Consider the following 21,154-nt stretch of genomic DNA (forward strand, 5'->3'; position numbering starts at 1 on the left):
GGGTGTAGCCGTTACGCATCAATCGCCGGAGCGCCCATCGGGGGCGGTCTACTTTTCACTCACTGAGCTGTAACACTCACAGGGCTATCAATAGCGTTGATATTAGCCTCAGCCTTCATGCAGGCCGCATTCGCGTTTCAAACCAAAGAAGCGAGTTTCCTCTTCGCTCATTCCCGGTTCCCATTTACGGGTGGTGTGAGTATCCCCGACCGATAAATAACCCTGTTCCCAAAGAGGGTGATAGCTCAGGCCATTTTGAGTCAGATATTGGTAAATCTGCCGATTGTCCCAATCGATAATCGGTAGCAACTTGAAGACACCGCGCTGAATGGCTAACACCGGTAGCTGCGCCCGGCTGCCTGATTGTTCACGGCGAAGACCAGCAAACCACGTTTGAGCCCCCAGCGTTTCCAACGCCCGATTCATGGGTTCCACTTTGTTCAGGTCATTGTAACGTTCAATACCCTCGACTCCTTGCTCCCACAATTTACCGTAACGGGCTTCCTGCCAAGCCGAGCTATGAGGGGCACGAAATACCTGTAAGTTAAGTTGAAGCTTCTCAGTCAAGTCATCAATAAACTGATAAGTTTCTGGGAATAGGTAACCGGTATCAGTAATAATTACTGGAATATCAGAACGTTGCCGCGTAACAAGATGCAAACAAACGGCGGCCTGAATACCAAAGCTGGAAGAAAGTACAAACTCGCCCGGTAGATTTTCCAATGCCCAGCTCACCCGTTCTTGCGCGGTTAAATGCTCAAGTTGACCGTTAACCAGTGCCAGTGCCGCCGCTTGTTCTGCTTTCGGCAGGGCATTAAGTTCACTCAAGTTAAATTGGCTCACACCGCCTCCTGTACGTCATAAAAATCACGGGCTGAATCAATCACTGGAGCAATCACACCAACGCGAATCACAAAGTCACCGAAACCTTCATCAGCATGGCGCTCTTTTGCCCAGCGCCCAACCAACTGATCGGTAATTGACAGAATTTCATCTTCGGTGATGTTTTCACGATACATCCGCGGTATCCGAGTGCCTTCCCGGTTGCCACCCAGATGCAGGTTATAACGACCAACGGCTTTACCCACCAGCCCTACTTCTGCCAGTAAAGCACGGCCACAGCCGTTCGGGCAGCCAGTAACTCGCATCACAATATGTTCATTGGGCAAACCGTGTTGCTGCAAAATACCTTCAATACGGGTAACAAACTCTGGCAGGAAGCGTTCAGCTTCTGCCATAGCCAATGGGCAGGTTGGGAATGAAACACACGCCATGGAGTTCTCACGCTGCGGGCTGACACTGTCATCTATCAAGCCATGCTCACGGGCCAGCGCCTCAATACGGGCTTTATCTTTTTCCGGCACCCCTGCCACAATCAGGTTCTGATTCGCAGTTAAGCGGAAATCACCCTGATGGATTTTAGCAATTTCTGCCACACCGGTTTTCAGGCTACGGCCAGGATAATCTAGCAAACGGCCATTTTCGATAAACAGGGTTAAATGCCATTTTTTATCGATCCCTTTGACCCAGCCAATACGATCGCCACGACCAGTAAATTGATAAGGTTTAATAGCCCCGAAACTGACGCCTGCGCGCTTTTCAACTTCCGCTTTGAACGTTTCTACCCCTACTCGCTCCAACGTATATTTGGTTTTAGCATTTTTGCGATCAGTACGATTGCCCCAATCCCGCTGCGTGGTAACAACCGCTTCAGCGATAGCCAGCGTGTGTTGCAGCGGAATGTAACCAAATTCACTCGCTTTACGGGGATAGGTATTCTTATCACCATGAGCAATGGATAACCCACCGCCTACTAACACGTTAAAACCAATCAGTTTGCCTTTATCAGCGACAGCCACAAAGTTGAGATCGTTGGCGTGTAGATCCACATCATTTTGCGGCGGAATAACAACTGTGGTTTTAAATTTACGCGGTAAATAGGTCGCGCCGAGAATCGGCTCCTCATCGGTGGTCGCCACTTTTTCCGCATCCAACCAAATTTCGGCATAAGCGCGAGTACGCGGCAGCAAATGCTCAGAAATCTTTTTCGCCCATTCGTAGGCTTCCTGATGTAGCACCGATTCCACCGGGTTCGACGTACACAGTACATTACGGTTTACATCGTTTGCCGTCGCCAACGCATCCAGCCCCAATTGATTAAGCAACTGATGGGCCGGTTTAACATTACCTTTCAGAATGCCATGGAACTGGAATGTCTGGCGATTGGTGATACGGATACTGCCGTATAAGGTGTTATCCGCCGCAAACTTATCAATTCCCAACCATTGCTGTGGGGTAATAATCCCCCCCGGCAAGCGGCAACGTAGCATCATGGCATGACGTGGTTCCAGCTTCTGCTCGGCGCGTTCGGCGCGGATATCACGGTCATCCTGCTGGTACATACCGTGAAAGCGGATTAACAGGAAGTTGTCGCCATTGAAACCACCCGTTAGACCGTCATTCAAGTCTTTGGCAATGGTCCCACGCAGGAAATTGCTTTCCGACTTCATACGTTCGCCATCAGACAGTTTTCCAGTAACGACTAATGGTCCTGGGTGTTTTTCATTCATCAGTACACATCCCGCTGATAACGGCGCGCCAGGCGCAGCTCACTTAAATATTCATCAGCCTGCTCGGTATCCATTGCACCGTGCAGAGCCACCACGTCCAGTAAAACCTGCTCAACGTCTTTGGCCATGCGGTTAGCATCGCCACAGACGTAAATGTGGGCACCTTGTTGTATCCAGTTCCACAGTTCTGCGCCCTGTGCACGCAGTTTGTCTTGTACGTATATTTTATGGGCCTGATCGCGCGACCAAGCCAGATCAATGCGGGTCAGCAAGCCGTCTTTAACATAGCGCTGCCATTCAACCTGATAGAGGAAATCCTCGGTGAAATGAGGGTTGCCAAAGAACAACCAATTCTTGCCACTCGCACCATCGGCCTCACGCTGTTGCATAAAGGCGCGGAAAGGTGCAATACCGGTACCGGGGCCAATCATGATAACTGGCGTTTCCGGGTTAGCAGGCAGGCGGAAGTTATCGTTATGTTCGATAAAGACACGAATATCACCCTCCACTTCCAGCCGATCAGCCAAATACCCTGACGCCCCTCCAGTACGTGGTCGCCCATCAATGTCATAGCGCACCACACCCACAGTGATATGTACTTCGTTTTCAGTCTCAGCCTGTGAGGAAGCAATGGAGTACAAACGCGGCGTCAGTGGCCGTAACAGCGCAATCAACTGATCAGCATTGAGATCAGACGGGGCCTGTCTAACCATATCAACGATCGGGGTATTTTTGGCATATTGTTGCAGCGCCGGTTTATCTGCCAGCAGCGCAATCAGCTTCTCATCACGGGAAAGTGCCGCATACTTATCAACGATCAGCGTCGTATTTTGTGTCAGTTCAAAATGGCTGCGCAATGCCTGTGCCAGTGGCAGATTCTGCCCGTCGACACTGACCTGTTCGTCGCCTTTAAGCCACAACAGAGCGAGTAGCTCGTCTACCAGGGCCGGGTCATTATCAAACCAGACCCCCAGTGCATCACCGGGTTGGTAACGCAGACCTGAATCGGCTAAATCTATTTCAATGTGGCGGACATCTTTTTCGGAGTTACGGCCTGTCACTTTCTGCTGTACCGATAATTGCGCGGTCAGTGGTGCCGTTTTGCTGTATGGGCTGGACGTTATTTCATCCACGACACCACTTTGCGTTACCGCCGCCGCAGTTGCCGATTGTGCCGGCACCCGAGCCTGTAACACTGCAACGATCTGCTGACGCCACTGCTGTGCCGATTCCTGATATTCCACATCCGCATCGACACGATCCAATAAGCGCTGAGCACCAAGTTCCGCCAATTTGCTGTCGAAATCTTTACCTGCTTGGCAAAAGTGCTCGTAAGAGGTGTCCCCTAATCCAAACACAGCAAAGGCGGTTTCCGGCAACTTAGGCGCTTTTTTAGAGAATAAGTATTTGTGCAATGCAACCGCTTCTTCCGCGGGTTCACCTTCGCCCTGAGTGGAGGCAACGACAATTAATAGGCGTTCTTGTGCAATTTGCTTAAACTTATAATCACCCGCATTGACCAAATTGACATTAAGTTTAGCCGCCAGAAGGTCATCACGTAGCTGTTCCGCCAAGCGGCGTGCATTACCTGTCTGAGAGGCAGAAATAAGGGTAATCGTCAGCGCTGGCGGAGCCACTGCCGCTGGGGTTGCAGCCACACCTGGCTGTTGATTAACCATGCCCCAGAAATAACCGGACAACCATGCCATTTGGGTTGGGGAAAACTCACCAACCGCCGCCTGTAAGCGGGCTAACTGCTCCGGCGATAGCGGAAGTAAAGAAGTAGGAGGAACCTGAGTCGTCATTGCAGTACGCATTCCCTTAAGCTTTAGCCAGTGTCAGTCGATCTATTTTCAGCACATATTTCTTAATGTTTGTAAGGTTAACCATCCCGATAATAACAATTAAAGAAGCGATAGAAATAATAAATAACCAAAACGACTAAGCGGTTTTTCAGGTAATGGATATGAGTTAAAGTGTTCAACTTATTAAGAAAATTTTCACTAACCCATATCAAGCTATTAATTTACTACGTCTACATATAAATCAGTAAGCTACGGGTAAAAGACTGGATTGGCAGGGGCCAAGAAGCGCTCCCCGTTGTGCGCTTTCATAGCCAGCAGAGGTGCTTTCCGGTACTATGCGGCGGTTTTTTGAGTCAATAAGGTCAGGACTATGAGCACCACCCTATTTAAAGATTTTCAATTTGAAGCCGCTCACCGACTGCCCCATGTTGCGGAAGGTCATAAGTGTGGCCGTTTGCACGGTCATTCATTTATGGTCCGTATCGAGGTTACCGGTGAAGTCGATGATCACTCCGGCTGGGTGATGGATTTTGCTGATCTGAAAGCAGCATTTAAACCTATTTGGGAACGACTGGATCACTACTATCTGAATGATATTCCTGGTTTGGAAAACCCGACCAGTGAAGTGCTGGCCAGTTGGATTTGGCAACAGCTTAAACCGCAGCTACCAGAACTGAGCGCAGTAATGGTGAAAGAGACCTGTTCTGCGGGCTGCGTTTATCGCGGCGAATAAATCGATCCCCAAAGTCATTGATGTTGCAGCAAGGCAGCATGCGCTGGCCCGCAGGGTGAGCCTGTTATAAGGCTCATAATCCCAATGAGCTTACATGAGTAAGTGATTTGGGTGACAAATCTGTCGGGAGCAGATTTGAACGCTGCTTGCAGCGGCCTCACAGAGGCGAGGCCCATGGACGGGCCGAGTAATGAGCGCCGCAACACGGCTGCGGCGGCAAGGACGAAGGGGATCCCCAAAGTCATTAATGTTGCAGCAAGACAGCAAGTGAATGAATCCCAATGAGCTTACATGAGTAAGTGATTTGGGTGAATGAGCGCCGCAACACGGCTGCGGCGGCAAGGACGAAGGGGATTAAGCGATATTTAAATACTTATGCGTCTGCATCGACAACCGCCAATTCTTGGCAATACAAATTTCGATACAGAGCTTAGTGGCGTCGTCTTTCTGGCTGATGGGTTGTAGCGCAATAATCCGCTTTTTGTCGTCATCCAGCGTGGCAAGCAGTGCCTCTAATGCCTCGATATCACGCATGCGGCCAACCGGATGTTTGATTTCATCGGCGCGTTGCAATGCCTGAGGCAATACTTTCAGGCCACTGCGCATATTCACTTTTGGCGAAACCGTCACCCAGGTCGTCGCTGAACACCGCACATCATGCGTGCCGCTGGTTTCAATCTGGCAGCTATAACCGGCCTGCTCCAACAATGAGGTTAAGGGGAACAAGTCGTAAATAGCGGGTTCTCCACCAGTGATGACAACGTGGCGTGCGGTATATCCCTGCTGAGAGAAAATATCTAATAGCTGCTGTGCGCTGGCCTCCCCCCAGGCATCACTTTCTGCGGTTTTAACCATAATGCGCTGCATATCGACTTCCCGATCGGCTTCCTTTTCCCAAGTGTGTTTGGTATCGCACCAGCTACAACCTACCGGGCAGCCCTGCAAACGCACAAAGATCGCCGGTACACCGGTGAAGTAACCCTCGCCTTGCAAGGTTTGGAACATCTCATTAATCGGGTACAGCATCAGTTTCTCTATATTCATTCAAGCCAATCGGCGATTATCGCAGATTCTCTGACTGTGACCAAACTGGCAACGCTTATGCTGCCAGTTTGTCTGTATCAGAGTATTACTCAATCACGCCACAAGCCATGCGCGCACCACCACCGCCTAACGGCATTGGATGATCGGCATAGTTGTCGCCACCGGCATGGATCATCAGGGCATGCTGCTTCAGTTCAGAGAGTGATTTCAGCCGTGGAGCCAATACCTGATAAGTCGCGCTGCCATCAGCATTCACAACCAGTCCCGGCAAATCCCCCAGATGCCCTTTGTCATTATAAGGGCCAAGGTGTACGGCAGTTTTTTGTGGATCAAAATGGCCGCCAGCAGCAAGGGCTGGCACGGGTTTGCCGTCTTTCTGCCCTGGTGCACAACTTGGGTTTTCATGCAGATGGAATCCATGAATCCCCGCCACCAGCCCGGTCAAATTGGGCGTGAACAATAAACCATAAGGTGTTTCAGTCACTGTCACCGTGCCCAGAGCTTTACCATTACCTTCAGGGAGTGCTTCGTTCATGGTCACAGTAACGCCTGCAGCCAGCACACTGCTGGTAAAAAGCATCGCTGGCAACATTAAGTATTTCAGTTTCATCCGTTATCTTCCTTTATGCATTATTGTCGAATCATTCGGGTACACATTAATGATAACGGGTGATGAATTATCTGCACGGCAGCGGTGTAAGAGATGTGAAGCCGATGTGTGGGGTGGGTGAGATTCAGATTAATCCCGCAGAGGTAAGTAAGTGGTAATAACAGGCTAATTTGTAACAATGACAGCTCACGGCCAGCATATTACCGAAGCTTGCCCCGCCATATCCCATAAAAAAACCCGCCTATTAAGGCGGGCTTTATCAACAAACTGTTTTACTGAAGGTAACGCGCAGTAATTACTGGCCTTTCACTTCTTTCAGACCGTTGAATGGTGCGCGGTCACCCAGCGCTTCCTCAATCCGAATAAGCTGGTTGTATTTAGCAACACGGTCAGAACGGCTCATTGAACCAGTTTTGATTTGGCCTGCTGCGGTACCTACTGCCAGGTCGGCAATGGTAGCATCTTCGGTTTCGCCTGAACGGTGAGAGATAACCGCGGTGTAACCTGCATCTTTCGCCATCTTGATAGCAGCCAGAGTTTCGGTCAGAGAACCGATCTGGTTGAATTTGATCAAGATAGAGTTAGCAACACCTTTCTCGATACCTTCTTTCAGGATCTTGGTGTTGGTTACAAACAGGTCGTCACCAACCAGCTGAATTTTGTCGCCCAGAACTTCGGTCTGGTATTTGAAGCCAGCCCAGTCAGATTCGTCCAAGCCATCTTCGATGGAGACGATTGGGTACTGTTTGGTCAGGTCTTCCAGGAAGTGAGTGAACTCTTCAGAAGTGAACGCTTTATTGCCTTCACCAGCCAGAACATATTTGCCATCTTTGTAGAACTCAGATGCCGCACAGTCCATAGCCAGAGTAACGTCTTTGCCCAACACGTAGCCTGCTTGTTTTACCGCTTCAGCGATAACAGCCAGTGCTTCGGCGTTAGAACCCAGATTTGGTGCATAACCGCCTTCGTCGCCTACCGCAGTGCTCATGCCTTTAGACTTCAGAACTTTAGCCAAAGTATGGAACACTTCTGAACCGATGCGAACCGCTTCTTTCAGAGTTTTCGCGCCTACTGGCTGAATCATAAACTCTTGAATATCAACGTTGTTATCAGCATGTTCGCCGCCGTTGATGATGTTCATCATAGGCAGTGGCATAGAGAATTTGCCTGGGGTGCCGTTCAGTTCAGCAATGTGCTCGTACAAAGGCATGCCTTTAGACGCTGCTGCTGCTTTCGCTGCTGCCAGAGAAACAGCCAGGATGGCGTTAGCACCAAACTGGGATTTGTTCTCAGTACCATCCAGATCGATCATGATTTTATCGATGTTAGCCTGGTCTTTAGCATCTTTACCCATAACTGCCTGAGCAATTGGGCCATTTACTGCTGCAACGGCTTTCAGAACGCCTTTGCCCAGGAAACGGGATTTGTCACCGTCACGCAGTTCCAGTGCTTCACGGGAACCGGTAGAAGCACCTGATGGTGCCGCAGCCAAACCAACAAAACCGCCTTCCAGATGAACTTCAGCTTCTACAGTTGGGTTACCACGGGAGTCGATGATTTCGCGACCGATGACTTTAACGATTTTGGACATTAGATTTTCCTCAGTACAAGTTAAACTAAAACTCCAGACAGAGGGGGCGACATCACTGCCGCCCCTTCTACCAAATATTTTATTTCACCTGGCGCTTCTGATAATCACCAGCCGCTTTAACAAAGCCGGCGAACAACGGGTGACCATCACGTGGCGTCGAAGTAAATTCTGGATGGAACTGACAAGCTACAAACCACGGGTGGTTTGGTAACTCAATAATTTCCACCAGTTTGTTATCCGCAGAACGCCCTGCTACACGTAACCCGGCGGATTCAATCTGCTTCAACAACATGTTGTTTACTTCATAGCGATGACGATGGCGCTCAACGATGGTAGGTTCGCCATACATCTGACGTACCAGGCTACCTTCGGTCAGGTGACATTGTTGCCCACCCACCCGCATGGTACCGCCCAAATCGCTCTCTTCCGTGCGTACTTCAACGTTGCCGTCTTCATCACGCCATTCGGTGATTAATGCAACCACCGGATACTTACAGTCTGGCACAAATTCGGTGGAGTTTGCGTTTTCCATCCCCGCTACGTTGCGGGCAAACTCCATCAGTGCAACTTGCATACCCAGGCAAATACCCAGATAAGGAATATTGTGTTCACGGGCATAACGCGCTGCCAGAACCTTGCCTTCCACACCACGGTAACCAAAGCCACCGGGGATCAGAATAGCATCCAGTCCTTTCAGCATCTCTTCGCCGCGTGTCTCAACATCTTGCGAATCAATCAGCTTGATGTTCACAGTCAGGCGATTTTTCAGCCCACCGTGTTTGAGTGCTTCAATCACAGATTTATAAGCATCCGGCAATTCTACGTATTTACCGATCATCCCGATGGTCACTTCGCCACCTGGATTCGACTCTTCGTATAATACCTGTTCCCATTCAGCAAGATTTGCTTCAGGACAAGTTAAGCTGAATCGTTTACAAATATAATCGTCAAGGCCCTGTGATTTCAATAGCCCTGGGATTTTATAAATGGAATCAACATCTTTTAGGGAGATAACCGCTTTTTCTGGCACATTACAGAACAAGGCAATTTTGGCCCGTTCATTAGCAGGAACTGCGCGATCAGAACGGCATATCAGCACATCTGGCTGAATACCTATGGAAAGTAGCTCTTTTACCGAATGTTGCGTTGGCTTAGTTTTCACTTCACCGGCAGCTGCCAGGTAAGGAACCAACGTCAGATGCATATAAAGCGTGTGCTCGCGGCCAACATCAACTGCCATCTGGCGAATAGCTTCCAGGAATGGCAAGGATTCGATATCGCCCACGGTGCCACCAATTTCAACCAAAACCACATCGTGGCCTTCGCCGCCTTCGATGATGCGCTCTTTGATAGCATTGGTAATATGAGGGATAACCTGGATAGTCGCACCCAGATAGTCGCCACGGCGTTCTTTACGCAGAACTTCAGAATAGATACGGCCAGTGGTGAAGTTGTTACGACGGGTCATTTTGGTGCGAATGAAACGCTCGTAATGCCCTAAATCCAGATCGGTTTCAGCACCATCTTCGGTGACGAAAACTTCCCCGTGTTGAGTCGGGCTCATGGTGCCCGGATCCACGTTGATGTACGGGTCCAGTTTCATGATGGTAACGTTGAGGCCACGGGCTTCAAGTATAGCCGCCAGAGAGGCTGCGGCAATGCCTTTACCCAGAGAGGATACGACCCCGCCGGTCACAAAAATATAATTAGTTGTCATGCTGAACCTGAGAGTTTAGGTTTAAAGACGATGGAAGAACCAAGACGGGAAAGTAGTATACTCGAACCTTGGTTTCGCTACAAACTATCTCCGCGCCAGTGGCCATTTTCGCTACCAAAACCGCACGGAACATCGTCTTGCTATCCATTATAATTCAATATATTAACGTAATTAAAATCCAACAACCATCCGCCAAATGAATTAAAACACCTTAAATTTCAGTTTCTTGCTTTTTAACTTGCTGCCAGGCGGCTTCCATTTCTTCCAGCGTCGCGCTCTCCATGCTCTTCCCTGATGCCATAACTATTTGTTCTACCTGACGAAAACGACGTTCAAACTTGCGGTTAGCTGCCTGTAAGGCATTTTCAGCTTTATGGCCTAAATGACGAGATAAGTTAACCGTAGCAAACAGCAAATCGCCAATTTCTTCCCCCAGTTTTTCTTCATCCACCACCGCTTGGCGAGCTTCGAACATCACTTCATCGATCTCTTCATAGACTTTGTCCAAAACCGGACCAAGTGTGTCCCAATCAAAACCAACCACTGCGCAGCGCTTTTGGATTTTATGGGCTTTCATCAATGCTGGTAGTGCATCGGGAATATCATCCAGTGCCGAATACAGGGCTTTCTCCGCTCTTTCCTCGGCTTTACGCGATTCCCAACCCGCCAGCGCCGCTTCACTGCCAATCGCTACGTCAGTGGCGTTTAGCGCAGCATTAGGGAATACATGCGGGTGACGACGCTCCAGTTTGTCGCTGATGGCATGACAAACATCATCAAACGCAAACAACCCCTGTTCCTGCCCCATTTGGGCATAAAACACCACCTGAAACAGCAAATCGCCCAGTTCATCACGTAAATCATCAAAATCCTTGCGCTGAATCGCGTCAAGCACCTCATAGGTTTCTTCTAATGTATAGGGAGCGATGGTGTCAAACGTCTGTTTACGATCCCACGGACAGCCGTGCTCCGGGTCACGCAAGGTACGCATAATATCCAACAAACGTTGCAGAGCTAAGGCGGTGATATCAGGGGTAGTTACTGGCTGGGTCATCTCAATTTATTCACTTTTTTGCTGTTTAAAATTCGAGGCGTAGCGAGCGCAGGCAGATTGATTGCGGCCAGCGCACAGCCCCCGGAGCGTACACGCAGTACGTGAGGAGGGCGAGCACTGCCCAATATCAATATGCCAAAGCGCAGTAGCCGTCCAGATCAAAAACTTAATTGCCGTGGAGCCGACGGGCATCTATCACATCCGGCAACTGATTCAGCTTGGCTAACACCCTGCCCAGCACCTGCAAGTTGTAAATCTCGATATCCATATCGATGGTAGCGAGCATCTTTTTAGTATCGCTGCGGCTGGCAACCCCTAATACATTGACCTTTTCGTTCGCCAGTATGGTGGTGATATCACGTAACAAGCCACTGCGATCATTGGCGGTCACCCGCACTACTAATGAATAGCCACTGGAGTAGCTTTCACCCCAAACCGCATCAACAATCCGCTCTGGTGCATGAGACTGCAATTCAGCCAGTTGTTCACAATCAGCACGATGAATGGATATCCCCCGCCCCTGGGTAATAAAACCAATAATCTCATCACCGGGAATCGGTTGGCAGCAACGGGCAATATGGTGCATCAGATTGCCAACACCTTCGACCACAATGCGCCCGCTGTCTTTGCTGGCGTTGCGTGGTGGTGGCTGATGCTTATTATTCAGATGGCGCAATGCCTCTAAATCAGCCTCTTCCGCTGTTGGTTTGTTCAGCTTGCCTTGCAGGAAGTTGACCATCTGATTCAGACGAATATCACCACCGCCAATGGCCGCCAACACTTCATCCATCGAATTCATGTTATAGCGCGGAACTAGCAGCTTCTCAGCCTCTTTTAGGCTGATATCCATATGTTCCAATTCGTTGTCCAGCATCTGCCGGCCAGCAAGAATATTCTTGTCTCTATCTTGTTTTCTAAACCAGTTATGGATCTTGGATCGCCCACGACTAGTAGTGACATAACCGAGGTTAGGATTCAGCCAGTCACGGCTTGGGTTGGGTTGCTTCTGGGTGATAATTTCAATCTGATCACCCATCTGTAACTGATAGGTAAACGGCACAATTCGGCCACTGATTTTAGCACCTATGCAGCGGTGCCCCACATCACTGTGAATATGATAAGCAAAGTCGAGTGGGGTAGAACCGGCAGGTAAATCAATAACATCGCCTTTCGGGGTAAACACATAGACCCGATCGTCAAATACCTGACTGCGCACTTCATCCAGCATCTCGCCAGAATCTGCCATCTCTTCCTGCCAGGCAATCAGCTTACGTAACCAGGCAATGCGCCCTTCATAGCCAGAACGCCCCGCCGCCACAGCACCTTCTTTGTACTTCCAGTGGGCGGCAACCCCCAATTCAGCATCTTCATGCATCTGGCGGGTACGAATCTGAATCTCCAGCGTTTTCCCACGTGGCCCGAGGACTACAGTATGAATTGACTGATAGCCATTGGGTTTAGGGTTAGCGACGTAATCATCAAACTCATCAGGCAAATGACGGAAATGAGTATGCACAATCCCCAATGCGGCATAGCAGTCCTGCAAACGCTCGACGACCACTCGCACAGCGCGCACATCGAATAACTCATCGAAGGCCAACGACTTTTTCTGCATCTTGCGCCAAATACTGTAGATATGCTTTGGTCGGCCATAAATATCAGCTTTGATACCTTCATCCGCCATTGCTTTGTGCAATGAAGCGACAAAATCATCAATGAATTGTTCACGATCAATACGACGCTCATGAAGCAATTTAGCAATTTGTTTATATTCATCGGGATGCAGATAGCGGAAGCAGAAGTCTTCCAACTCCCACTTAATCTGACCAATACCCAAGCGGTTAGCCAGCGGGGCATAAATATTGGAACACTCTTTGGCCGCCAGCACGCGTTCGTCTTCCGGTGCATCTTTCACTTCACGCAAATGAGCAATACGCTCAGCCAGTTTGATGACCACGCAGCGAAAATCTTCCACCATCGCCAGCAGCATACGGCGCACGTTATCCACTTGCTCAGAGCTCATGGAGTCGTTGTGAGTCGCTTTTAATTGGCGGATAGCGTCCATGTCACGCACGCCATGCACCAGATAGGTGATACCCTTGCCAAATTGCTCAGTCAGGGTGGTTTCATCCACCACATTGGCATCCACCAGCGGGAACAGTAGCGCCGCGCGCATACTGTCGTTATCCATGCTCAGAGTGGAAAGAATCTCAACCATTTCAAGACCGCGCCACAACAATAACGAGGCATCAGGATGGTTTTGCGTCTGTTGCTCACAGTAACGCCAGGTTTCGGCCAATCGCTCACCTGACTGCGGATTAGGAAGCCCCAAGCTGGCGATCCAGTCGTCGAGAGCAAACTCACCCGCCGGATTCAAATGTGCACTTCGTACCGCAACCATAACTTCTCCCTACTTTGCGACCCCTGGCTCCTGCATGAACAGCGCCATAGATTCAAGATGCCCGGTGTGGGGAAACATATCCAACATTCGCACCTGAGCAAGACGGTAACCGGCGGCTAACAACACCTGACTATCCCGTGCCAGCGTAGTGGGATTACACGAAACATACACCACCCGCTTTGGCGCCAGTTTGACTATATGTGACATCACCCCGGCAGCACCTGCGCGAGCGGGGTCTAATAATACTTTATCGAATCCTTGTATCGCCCACGGCTGACGACTGATATCGGATTCCAGATTTTCATGAAAAAATGACACGTTGGCTAATGCATTGTTCTGCGCATTATACTGCCCATTCGCCACCAGCTCCGCAACTCCTTCCACCCCGACAACTTCACGCGCACGCTTTGCTAGCGGCAATGTAAAATTACCCATACCGCAGAAGAGATCCAGTACCCGCTCGTCAGGTTGTACATCAAGCCATGCCAGAGCCTGAGCCACCATTTGTTGGTTGACCGTATCATTGACCTGAATAAAATCCCGTGGATGAAATGCTAAGCGTAGACCGTCTATCTGGTAATAGGGGTCCTCACCAAAGAGTTTTTCCAGATTCTCGCTGTCGGCAGCCAGATAAACGGCAACCCCCTCCCGCAGAGCAAAATCTATAAGCGCTGCACGATCTACCTCATTAAGGGTATCAAGGTGGCGTAAAACCAGCAACGGCCCATTATCAGCCAGTACCAGTTCCACATGCCCTAACCGGCGCACAGCCTGTAAGGCAGATAAACATTGATAGAGCGGATGTAGCAGGCGCTCCAATTCAGGCCGCAGGACGGGACAATGTTTTATGCTAACCAAGTCGTGAGATTCAGTTTGATGGAAGCCCATTTGTAATCGCTGCTGTTTTGGCTGATAGAGCAACCCCAACCTCGCCCGCCGCCGATAACCATACTCTGGCCCACAGATAACCGAGTCTAATGCAGGGCAACCCCCCGTTGCCTGCACCAGCAGTCGCCTGAGCGAATCTACTTTGCTATCTTGTTGCAATTGGCTACAAGCGTGCTGCTGCTGACAGCCTCCACAAATTCCAAAGTGAGGGCAAGGAGGAACCACTCTTTCGCTACATTGGTTCAACAAACGTTTAAGTTTACCGCGACCATACTGGCGTTTTTGCTCGATCAGCTCAATTTCAGCTTGCTCTCCCGGTAGAACCCCGGGGATAAAAATAGCTTTGCCTTTATCGCGTGCAACCCCCTGACCAAAGGGATCAAGAGAATTTACTGTCACAGTTATCGTTTGTCGGGTCGTCACACGTCGGTTTGGAGAGTAGAATTGCGCCATATTGATTGATCAAGCACTGGTTTTGTAAGCTGCCGATTCTCCCACATTGGAATACCATGACCAAATACAGTCTTCGCGCGCGCATGATGATTTTAATCCTGGCCCCCACGCTGCTTCTTGGGCTGTTACTCAGTACTTCCTTTATGGTAAATCGTTATAATGAGCTTCAAAAACAAATAGTTAATGCAGGCACTAATATTATCGAACCGTTGGCGGTTGCCAGTGAATATGGCATGACCTTTCGTAACCGCGATACTGTCCGTCAGTTGATTAACCTGCTTCATCGCCGTCACTCGAATATTGTTCGGTCAATATCCGTTTTCGACGCAGATAACAATCTTTTTGTCACATCTAACTATAATTACAATTCCTCACAATTAAGGTTACCTAAAGGTGATTCTATCCCTGAGTCGCTGATGCTCTCTTATCGCGGCGACTCGCTGATTATGCGAATGCCTATTGTCTCGGAATCCAACTTATCCAGTGACAGAGTCTCGGATTCGGATATAACCCATCAGCCACTAGGCTATATCGCCATAGATTTGGATTTACAATCGGTGCGTTTGCAGCAATACAAAGAGATCTTTATTTCAACCCTGCTGTTGCTGTTTTGCATGTGTGTAGCGATTTTGTTTGCTTATCGTTTGATGCGCGATGTTACCGGCCCAATCCGTAACATGGTGAATGCTGTTGACCGTATTCGTCGAGGGCAATTGGATAGCCGGGTCGAAGGACATATGCTCGGCGAGCTGAATATTCTGAAAAATGGTATCAATTCGATGGCGATGTCGTTGGCGGCCTATCACGAAGAGATGCAGCAAAATATCGATCAAGCGACATCTGATTTACGCGAAACACTGGAACAGATGGAGATACAAAATGTTGAGCTGGGGCTGGCAAAAAAGCGGGCACAGGAAGCGGCACGCATTAAGTCGGAGTTTCTGGCTAACATGTCTCACGAGCTACGAACTCCGCTAAATGGTGTCATTGGTTTTACGCGCCAAACGTTGAAAACTTCGCTAACCCCCACACAAACTGACTATTTGCAGACTATCCAACGTTCAGCCAACAACCTGTTATGCATCATTAATGATGTTCTCGACTTCTCCAAACTGGAGGCCGAAAAACTCATTCTTGAACACATTCCCTTCCCACTACGTGGTGCACTGGATGAAGTCATTATCTTACTGGCACACACCGCACATGAGAAAGGGCTGGAGCTGACACTGCATGTTAATAATGATGTCCCCGAGCAGGTAGTCGGGGATGCGATGCGTTTGCAGCAAATTGTCACGAACTTGCTCGGTAATGCGATTAAATTCACCGAACAGGGCAATATCGATATTCTGGTTGCTGTGCAGGCGAAGACAGCACAACAAGTCACTCTGGTAGTAGAGATTCACGATACGGGCATTGGTATTTCTGAATCCCAACAGGCTCAGCTATTCCAGGCTTTTCGTCAGGCGGATGCCAGTATCTCGCGTCGACACGGAGGGACCGGCCTTGGATTGGTCATTACCGAAAGATTGGTCAAAGAGATGGGGGGCGATATTAGCTTTCACAGCCAAGTAGATCGCGGCTCAACCTTTAGGTTCCATCTCACACTGGATCTTAACGAAACCCTCTCTTATCGCCATCCTGATATGTCGTACTTAGAGGGGAAAACACTCGCCTATGTTGAGCGCAATACTTGTGCAGCAAGGGCCACGCTAGATATTCTGAGTGTCACGCCCTTGCAGGTCACTCATAGCCCGACGTTAGCGCAATTACCGCGCCAACATTATGATTTCCTGCTGGTGGGGGTACCCATTCCGTTCCGTAATAATATGGCGGTTCATCAAGATAAACTGGTAGCGGCGCTGAAAATTTCCGAGCGCGTAATTCTGGCTCTACCAAGCCAGTCACAGGTGGAGGCTGAGCAACTTAAACAGCTCGGTGCCAAAGCATGTCTGGTCAAACCTTTGTCATCGAATAGATTGATTCCATTGCTGTTATCTGAAGAACCTCACAGTGAATTACCCGTAGTGGAGCAAGCGGACAAGTTGGCTAAATTACCGTTTAAGGTAATGGCAGTTGACGACAATCCAGCTAACCTAAAACTCATTGGCACCCTGCTTGAAGAACAGGTCGAAGAGACCGTGTTGTGTGACAGTGGCGCAAAAGCCATTGCCTATGCCCGAGAAAACACGCTGGATATCATCTTAATGGATATTCAAATGCCTGAAATTGATGGTATCCGTGCCAGCGAAGTCATTCATCAGATGTCCCATCATCTGGATACCCCCATTATTGCAGTCACCGCCCACGCCGTAAGAGGCCAGCAAGAACAGTTGTTAAAACTGGGGATGGCTGACTATCTGGCAAAACCGATTGATGAAGCTCGATTAATTCAGGCACTTTCCCGCTTTCAGCATGATAGTTCAGCCCCCCTTCTGGTGCAGGCTGCTCACTTGCCGGTACTTCAATCTGAATGTGACGGGGCGATAGATTGGCCACTGGCAGTCAGGCAAGCAGCCAATAAAGAGGCTCTCGCCAGAGACCTGTTAACTATGTTATTAGAATTTATGCCGCAAGTGATAGGTCGCGTGCAGGCTATATTGGCAGGTAGTCATGACAACGATATTCTGAACCTAATTCATAAGTTCCATGGCAGTTGTGCATGTAGCGGTGTGCCGCGACTGAAGCAATTGTGCATGACAATTGAGCAGCAATTGCGCCAGCAAACAGATTTACAAGGCTTGCAACCTGAATGGCTTGAATTATTAGATGAGATAGAGAATGTTCGCTATGCTGCCAAAAGCTATTTAGGTACTGCTTAGCACACCCCCGCTTCAACATAAAAAAAGGGCACAGTCATAATGAACTGCGCCCTTTTGGCGTTATTAATGCCGATTACTGCATTAATAAATAGAGTGAAGTGTCACCACGCTGAATATTCAGCGCCAGCACTGATGGTTTGGTATCGAGAATCTTCCGCAGCTCACCCAGATTTTGAACTGACTGCTGGTTAATCCCCATGATGATATCGCCTTTTTTCAGGCCAATACGTGCAGCGGCAGTGCCGGCTTTCACGCTATCAACTTTCACACCTTTTTTACCATTAACATCAGAGTTGCTCAGCTCCGCACCTTCAATTCCAGTATAGAGATTACCGGAATCAACCTGAGTTTGGCTGCTCTGCTCTAAGGTCACTTCCACATTGACAGGTTTACCGTCACGTAGCAGACCTAAGGTCATTTTACTGCCCACTGGCAGAGTACCAATCTCAGCACGGAAACCTGCGAAGCTATTGATTGCTTTACCATTCATGCTGACAATCACGTCACCAGCTTTGATCCCGGCTTTGGCCGCCGCAGATTTTGGCAAGACCTGACTGATAAAGGCACCTTTCTGTGCATCAACATTCATGGCTTTGGCCAGCTCAGAGTTCAGTTCGGTGCCCATAATGCCCAATTCACCACGTTTCACCTGACCAAATTCAACCATTTGAGATGTCAGGTTTTTCACCATGTTACTTGGGATAGCGAAACCAATACCGATGTTACCGCCATCTGGTGCCAGGATCGCAGTGTTGATACCAATCAGCTCACCGTTCAGGTTGATCAATGCGCCACCGGAGTTACCACGGTTAATCGCGGCATCAGTCTGGATAAAGTTTTCGTAGTTTTCCACGTTCAGACCACTGCGCCCCAAAGCAGACACGATACCGGATGTTACGGTTTCACCCAGACCATATGGGTTACCGATAGCAACGGTATAATCACCCACACGCAATTGATCAGAATCTGCGATTTTAATTGCAGTCAGATTTTTAAAATCTTTTAACTGCAATAACGCGATATCAGTTCGCGGATCTTTACCGATCACTTTTGCTTCATAGCTACGGCCATCGCTCAGTTTAACGCTGATTTTAGTCGCATTATCTACCACGTGGTTATTGGTAACGACATAACCTTTGGCAGCGTCAATAATGACACCTGAACCGAGCGCTCGGAAATCCTGCTTGCTAGGTGATCCCCCTTTGCCACCCTGCCCGCCCTGACACATCGGGGAGCCTTGGAACGGTGAACCGTCTTGACAGAACGGCGAGTCATCACCAAAGAACTGCTGGAACTGTGGTGGCACGCCACCAGCACCGGAGTTGCTAACCTGGGTGCTACCCTCCACGTTGATGCTCACAACAGAAGGCATCACTTTCTCTAGCATTGGCGCCAGGCTAGGGAGCTGCTGGCTGCTAGAAGAGGCCGTCTCTGCCGAAATAGCAGAAGAAACCGGCCCCATGGCTAAACCGATGCTCAATGCCAGTGCACTTAACACTAAAGTTGTTTTTTTCATGTATTCTGGTTCTCGCTGTACAATTAATAAGGGGTCAATAAATGGTATATATACCCAAAGAAATTGAAGTTGCGGCTAACAACCTAGCAGCTTCAGAGACAAAGGGTATAACTGACTTATATCCAAAATAATTGACGTAGCAGTCAGTGAGCAATCGCGCGAATCCTAATGAGCGAACTAAAGCTCAACGATAGGGATGGGTCGAGTAACGAAAGCCACTCACTACGCGGCAACGCCAAGAGAAGGATATAGCCGTCTTGCATAGTAAGATTAAATATGGGGGATGAAGTTCATAGAACCAATAATCGGAATAGTAAAAAATATTGTCCGTCTTTACAAAACTACAGTTAATTAAACGGACAACTCACTTTGCTTGGATACTATTCCGCAGCCATCAATCGCCGATATTCATCATAAGCATAAAGATCCGTCATCCCACTGATATAATCCTGAATTAAACGAGCACGATAATAATATTCATAGATCTCATGTTGTTCTGACGATAAATTACGTAACCGCTCTGTCGATTCCGCATAAGCCAAGCGATGCTTAGTAGACAATTTATGGAACAACCGCGTCTCAATAGGATACTGGCGGTGGCTGTCTTCTGCCACTAACTGTGTAAAGGCCGTTTGCGGCATAGATAATAATGGGCTGTAAATATCAAGTAGCCCACTAATAACTCTATATCCTTGTAATTCAAGCTGTTCTACTTCAGGATGATTAAACACATGTTTTACTGCCACCTTTTTAAAAATTTGCAGTAATTTACACGCGGGGCTGGAGTCTTCTAATAATGCCTGATTGAACGAGCCAGAAAATACCGTGGGTAAATTTTCAATAAACCGTTGTGCTGCATGGGGAACTAACTTCCCGACAGTATTTACCCGTAAATACATAAAGAATTGATCTTCCGAACTGCGCCGGCCTTGCCCGCGACCTAATTGCCGGAATGCGCCACCAACAACTTTATCAAACAAGTCGCCATGGGTAACTTCGCCCCACTCTTGCATCATATGATCATAAAGTTGTTCAACGCTGAAAATACTTTTTTCTACTGCATCTTCTAAGTCAGCAATACAATAAGAAATATCATCCGCAGCTTCCATAATATATGTCAGAGGGAAACGATTGAACTCTCCCATATTGAGTTCACGACGTAAATCTTTAACATAGTCTTCTTCAGCCAGATAAAACCCTGGTTTCTTCATCAAATAGTGATGAGAAGCAGGAATATCGCCTGACCAATACGCCGGTTTGGTATATTTAAGAATGCATCCTACCTGAGCATAAGTCAGATTCAGTTTTAATAAACTGTAAACCAACCGAATGGCTTGTGCGTTACCTTCAAACTGGCTTAGGTCATGGCGGATTTTACTGCGCAGGATATTAAGTTCTGTTTCCCCTTCCCGCAGCCTTAATGCATTAACCTGACAATGATCCTTACCACGAGGTTCCGCACCACCGCCGTTAGGGTCCATCTGTTTTGTAAACCAGTTATTGATAGCTGATTCACCAAAATGGCCAAAGGGAGGATTACCGATGTCATGCATCAGGCAAGCCATTTCCACTATGCTTTCAAAGGGATCAAGCAGCTTATCCAGCCCATAAGCTGTGATTTTTTTATCCTGCTTAAACCGATTAAGGATCTCTTTGGCAATATAACGCCCCACTTGTTGCACTTCCAACGAGTGGGTTAAACGGCTACGAACAGCGGCATTACGTTCCAGTGGGAAGACCTGTGTTTTTTGCTGCAAACGCCGAATGGCGGCAGAATTCACAATCCGACCCCGATCACTTTCAAATACTCGGGTAATCTCATATTCATCTTCCGCCGAACTGGATTTACCAAACGGCCGCTGAAAACTGATTTTCTGCTTAAAGTCGATCCCGGACATGTTATCCCCCTGATCATTTAATATAAACAGTGATACCGACTCCCGCCAACAGATG

General features: G+C 48.6%; 15 protein-coding genes. 3 read left to right on the forward strand and 12 right to left on the reverse strand.

Going from position 1 to position 21,154, the window contains the following annotated elements:
* Positions 1–108: 108 nt before the first annotated feature.
* From A6J66_012585 to cysJ, 3 genes are read right to left on the reverse strand one after another with little or no spacing between them, the layout of a single operon-like run.
* Positions 109–843, reverse strand: coding sequence for a phosphoadenylyl-sulfate reductase (locus A6J66_012585; GenBank protein PNM24945.1), 735 nt, complete (start codon positions 841–843; stop codon positions 109–111).
* Entirely contained in the window at positions 840–2,570 is a 1,731-nt protein-coding gene (locus tag A6J66_012590) for an NADPH-dependent assimilatory sulfite reductase hemoprotein subunit (protein PNM24946.1), read from the reverse strand. The genes A6J66_012585 and A6J66_012590 overlap by 4 nt, the downstream gene beginning before the upstream one ends.
* Entirely contained in the window at positions 2,570–4,375 is a 1,806-nt protein-coding gene (cysJ, locus tag A6J66_012595; protein ID PNM24947.1) for an NADPH-dependent assimilatory sulfite reductase flavoprotein subunit, read from the reverse strand. The genes A6J66_012590 and cysJ overlap by 1 nt, the downstream gene beginning before the upstream one ends.
* A 370-nt stretch (positions 4,376–4,745) precedes the next feature.
* On the opposite strand from cysJ, the gene queD reads away from it, so the two are divergent.
* On the forward strand, positions 4,746–5,108 hold the full coding sequence (gene queD / locus A6J66_012600) for a 6-carboxytetrahydropterin synthase QueD (GenBank protein ID PNM24948.1): 363 nt from the start codon (positions 4,746–4,748) through the stop codon (positions 5,106–5,108).
* Between the two features lie 102 nt (positions 5,109–5,210).
* A complete protein-coding gene (locus A6J66_012605) occupies positions 5,211–5,393 on the forward strand; it encodes a hypothetical protein (protein PNM24949.1) in 183 nt (60 codons plus the stop codon).
* Positions 5,394–5,462: 69 nt separating this feature from the next.
* Here the strand turns inward: A6J66_012605 and A6J66_012610 are convergent, their stop codons facing one another.
* The 7 genes from A6J66_012610 to A6J66_012640 all read right to left on the reverse strand — a co-directional run bounded on the left by A6J66_012610 (position 5,463) and on the right by A6J66_012640 (position 14,866).
* Positions 5,463–6,134, reverse strand: a complete 672-nt coding sequence (locus tag A6J66_012610; GenBank protein ID PNM24950.1) for a 7-carboxy-7-deazaguanine synthase QueE — start codon at positions 6,132–6,134, stop codon at positions 5,463–5,465.
* 103 nt (positions 6,135–6,237) lie between these two features.
* The gene (locus A6J66_012615) at positions 6,238–6,762 is read right to left on the reverse strand and encodes a superoxide dismutase [Cu-Zn] SodC1 (GenBank protein ID PNM24951.1); all 525 of its coding nucleotides are present in this window, start codon (positions 6,760–6,762) and stop codon (positions 6,238–6,240) included.
* A 295-nt stretch (positions 6,763–7,057) separates the two neighbouring features.
* Positions 7,058–8,353 (reverse strand): phosphopyruvate hydratase, encoded by a 1,296-nt coding sequence (locus A6J66_012620; protein ID PNM24952.1) that lies wholly within the window; start codon positions 8,351–8,353, stop codon positions 7,058–7,060.
* Between the two features lie 79 nt (positions 8,354–8,432).
* Complete coding sequence (pyrG, locus tag A6J66_012625) at positions 8,433–10,070, reverse strand: CTP synthase (glutamine hydrolyzing) (GenBank protein ID PNM24953.1); 1,638 nt, start codon at positions 10,068–10,070, stop codon at positions 8,433–8,435.
* Positions 10,071–10,281: 211 nt separating this feature from the next.
* Positions 10,282–11,124, reverse strand: coding sequence for a nucleoside triphosphate pyrophosphohydrolase (locus A6J66_012630; protein ID PNM24954.1), 843 nt, complete (start codon positions 11,122–11,124; stop codon positions 10,282–10,284).
* Positions 11,125–11,290: 166 nt separating this feature from the next.
* On the reverse strand, positions 11,291–13,525 hold the full coding sequence (locus tag A6J66_012635) for a GTP diphosphokinase (protein ID PNM24955.1): 2,235 nt from the start codon (positions 13,523–13,525) through the stop codon (positions 11,291–11,293).
* A gap of 9 nt (positions 13,526–13,534) precedes the next feature.
* Positions 13,535–14,866: a 23S rRNA (uracil(1939)-C(5))-methyltransferase RlmD gene (locus tag A6J66_012640; GenBank protein PNM24956.1), complete on the reverse strand. Its 1,332-nt coding sequence runs from the start codon at positions 14,864–14,866 to the stop codon at positions 13,535–13,537.
* A 56-nt stretch (positions 14,867–14,922) separates the two neighbouring features.
* Here A6J66_012640 and A6J66_012645 point away from each other — a divergent pair, with 56 nt between their 5' ends.
* Positions 14,923–17,685, forward strand: a complete 2,763-nt coding sequence (locus A6J66_012645) for a two-component sensor histidine kinase BarA (protein ID PNM24957.1) — start codon at positions 14,923–14,925, stop codon at positions 17,683–17,685.
* A gap of 73 nt (positions 17,686–17,758) precedes the next feature.
* Here A6J66_012645 and A6J66_012650 read toward each other — a convergent pair whose 3' ends face one another.
* Complete coding sequence (locus A6J66_012650; protein ID PNM24958.1) at positions 17,759–19,201, reverse strand: serine endoprotease DegP; 1,443 nt, start codon at positions 19,199–19,201, stop codon at positions 17,759–17,761.
* A gap of 380 nt (positions 19,202–19,581) precedes the next feature.
* Positions 19,582–21,099 carry a dGTPase gene (locus A6J66_012655; protein ID PNM24959.1) on the reverse strand — a complete coding sequence of 506 codons (1,518 nt, stop codon included), beginning with the start codon at positions 21,097–21,099 and terminating at the stop codon, positions 19,582–19,584.
* Between the last annotated feature and the right edge of the window lie 55 nt (positions 21,100–21,154).

The organism is Yersinia enterocolitica (assembly GCA_002082245.2).
Classification (GTDB): Bacteria; Pseudomonadota; Gammaproteobacteria; order Enterobacterales; family Enterobacteriaceae; genus Yersinia; species Yersinia enterocolitica_E.

Coding starts and splice junctions, on each gene's coding strand:
- A6J66_012655 (PNM24959.1), bottom strand. CDS start 21,099: ATGTCCGGGATCGACTTTAAGCAGAAAATCAGTTTTCAGCGGCCGTTT.
- pyrG (PNM24953.1), bottom strand. CDS start 10,070: ATGACAACTAATTATATTTTTGTGACCGGCGGGGTCGTATCCTCTCTG.
- A6J66_012630 (PNM24954.1), bottom strand. CDS start 11,124: ATGACCCAGCCAGTAACTACCCCTGATATCACCGCCTTAGCTCTGCAA.
- A6J66_012650 (PNM24958.1), bottom strand. CDS start 19,201: ATGAAAAAAACAACTTTAGTGTTAAGTGCACTGGCATTGAGCATCGGT.
- A6J66_012640 (PNM24956.1), bottom strand. CDS start 14,866: ATGGCGCAATTCTACTCTCCAAACCGACGTGTGACGACCCGACAAACG.
- A6J66_012620 (PNM24952.1), bottom strand. CDS start 8,353: ATGTCCAAAATCGTTAAAGTCATCGGTCGCGAAATCATCGACTCCCGT.
- A6J66_012590 (PNM24946.1), bottom strand. CDS start 2,570: ATGAATGAAAAACACCCAGGACCATTAGTCGTTACTGGAAAACTGTCT.
- A6J66_012635 (PNM24955.1), bottom strand. CDS start 13,525: ATGGTTGCGGTACGAAGTGCACATTTGAATCCGGCGGGTGAGTTTGCT.
- A6J66_012610 (PNM24950.1), bottom strand. CDS start 6,134: ATGCTGTACCCGATTAATGAGATGTTCCAAACCTTGCAAGGCGAGGGT.
- cysJ (PNM24947.1), bottom strand. CDS start 4,375: ATGACGACTCAGGTTCCTCCTACTTCTTTACTTCCGCTATCGCCGGAG.
- A6J66_012645 (PNM24957.1), top strand. CDS start 14,923: ATGACCAAATACAGTCTTCGCGCGCGCATGATGATTTTAATCCTGGCC.
- A6J66_012615 (PNM24951.1), bottom strand. CDS start 6,762: ATGAAACTGAAATACTTAATGTTGCCAGCGATGCTTTTTACCAGCAGT.
- queD (PNM24948.1), top strand. CDS start 4,746: ATGAGCACCACCCTATTTAAAGATTTTCAATTTGAAGCCGCTCACCGA.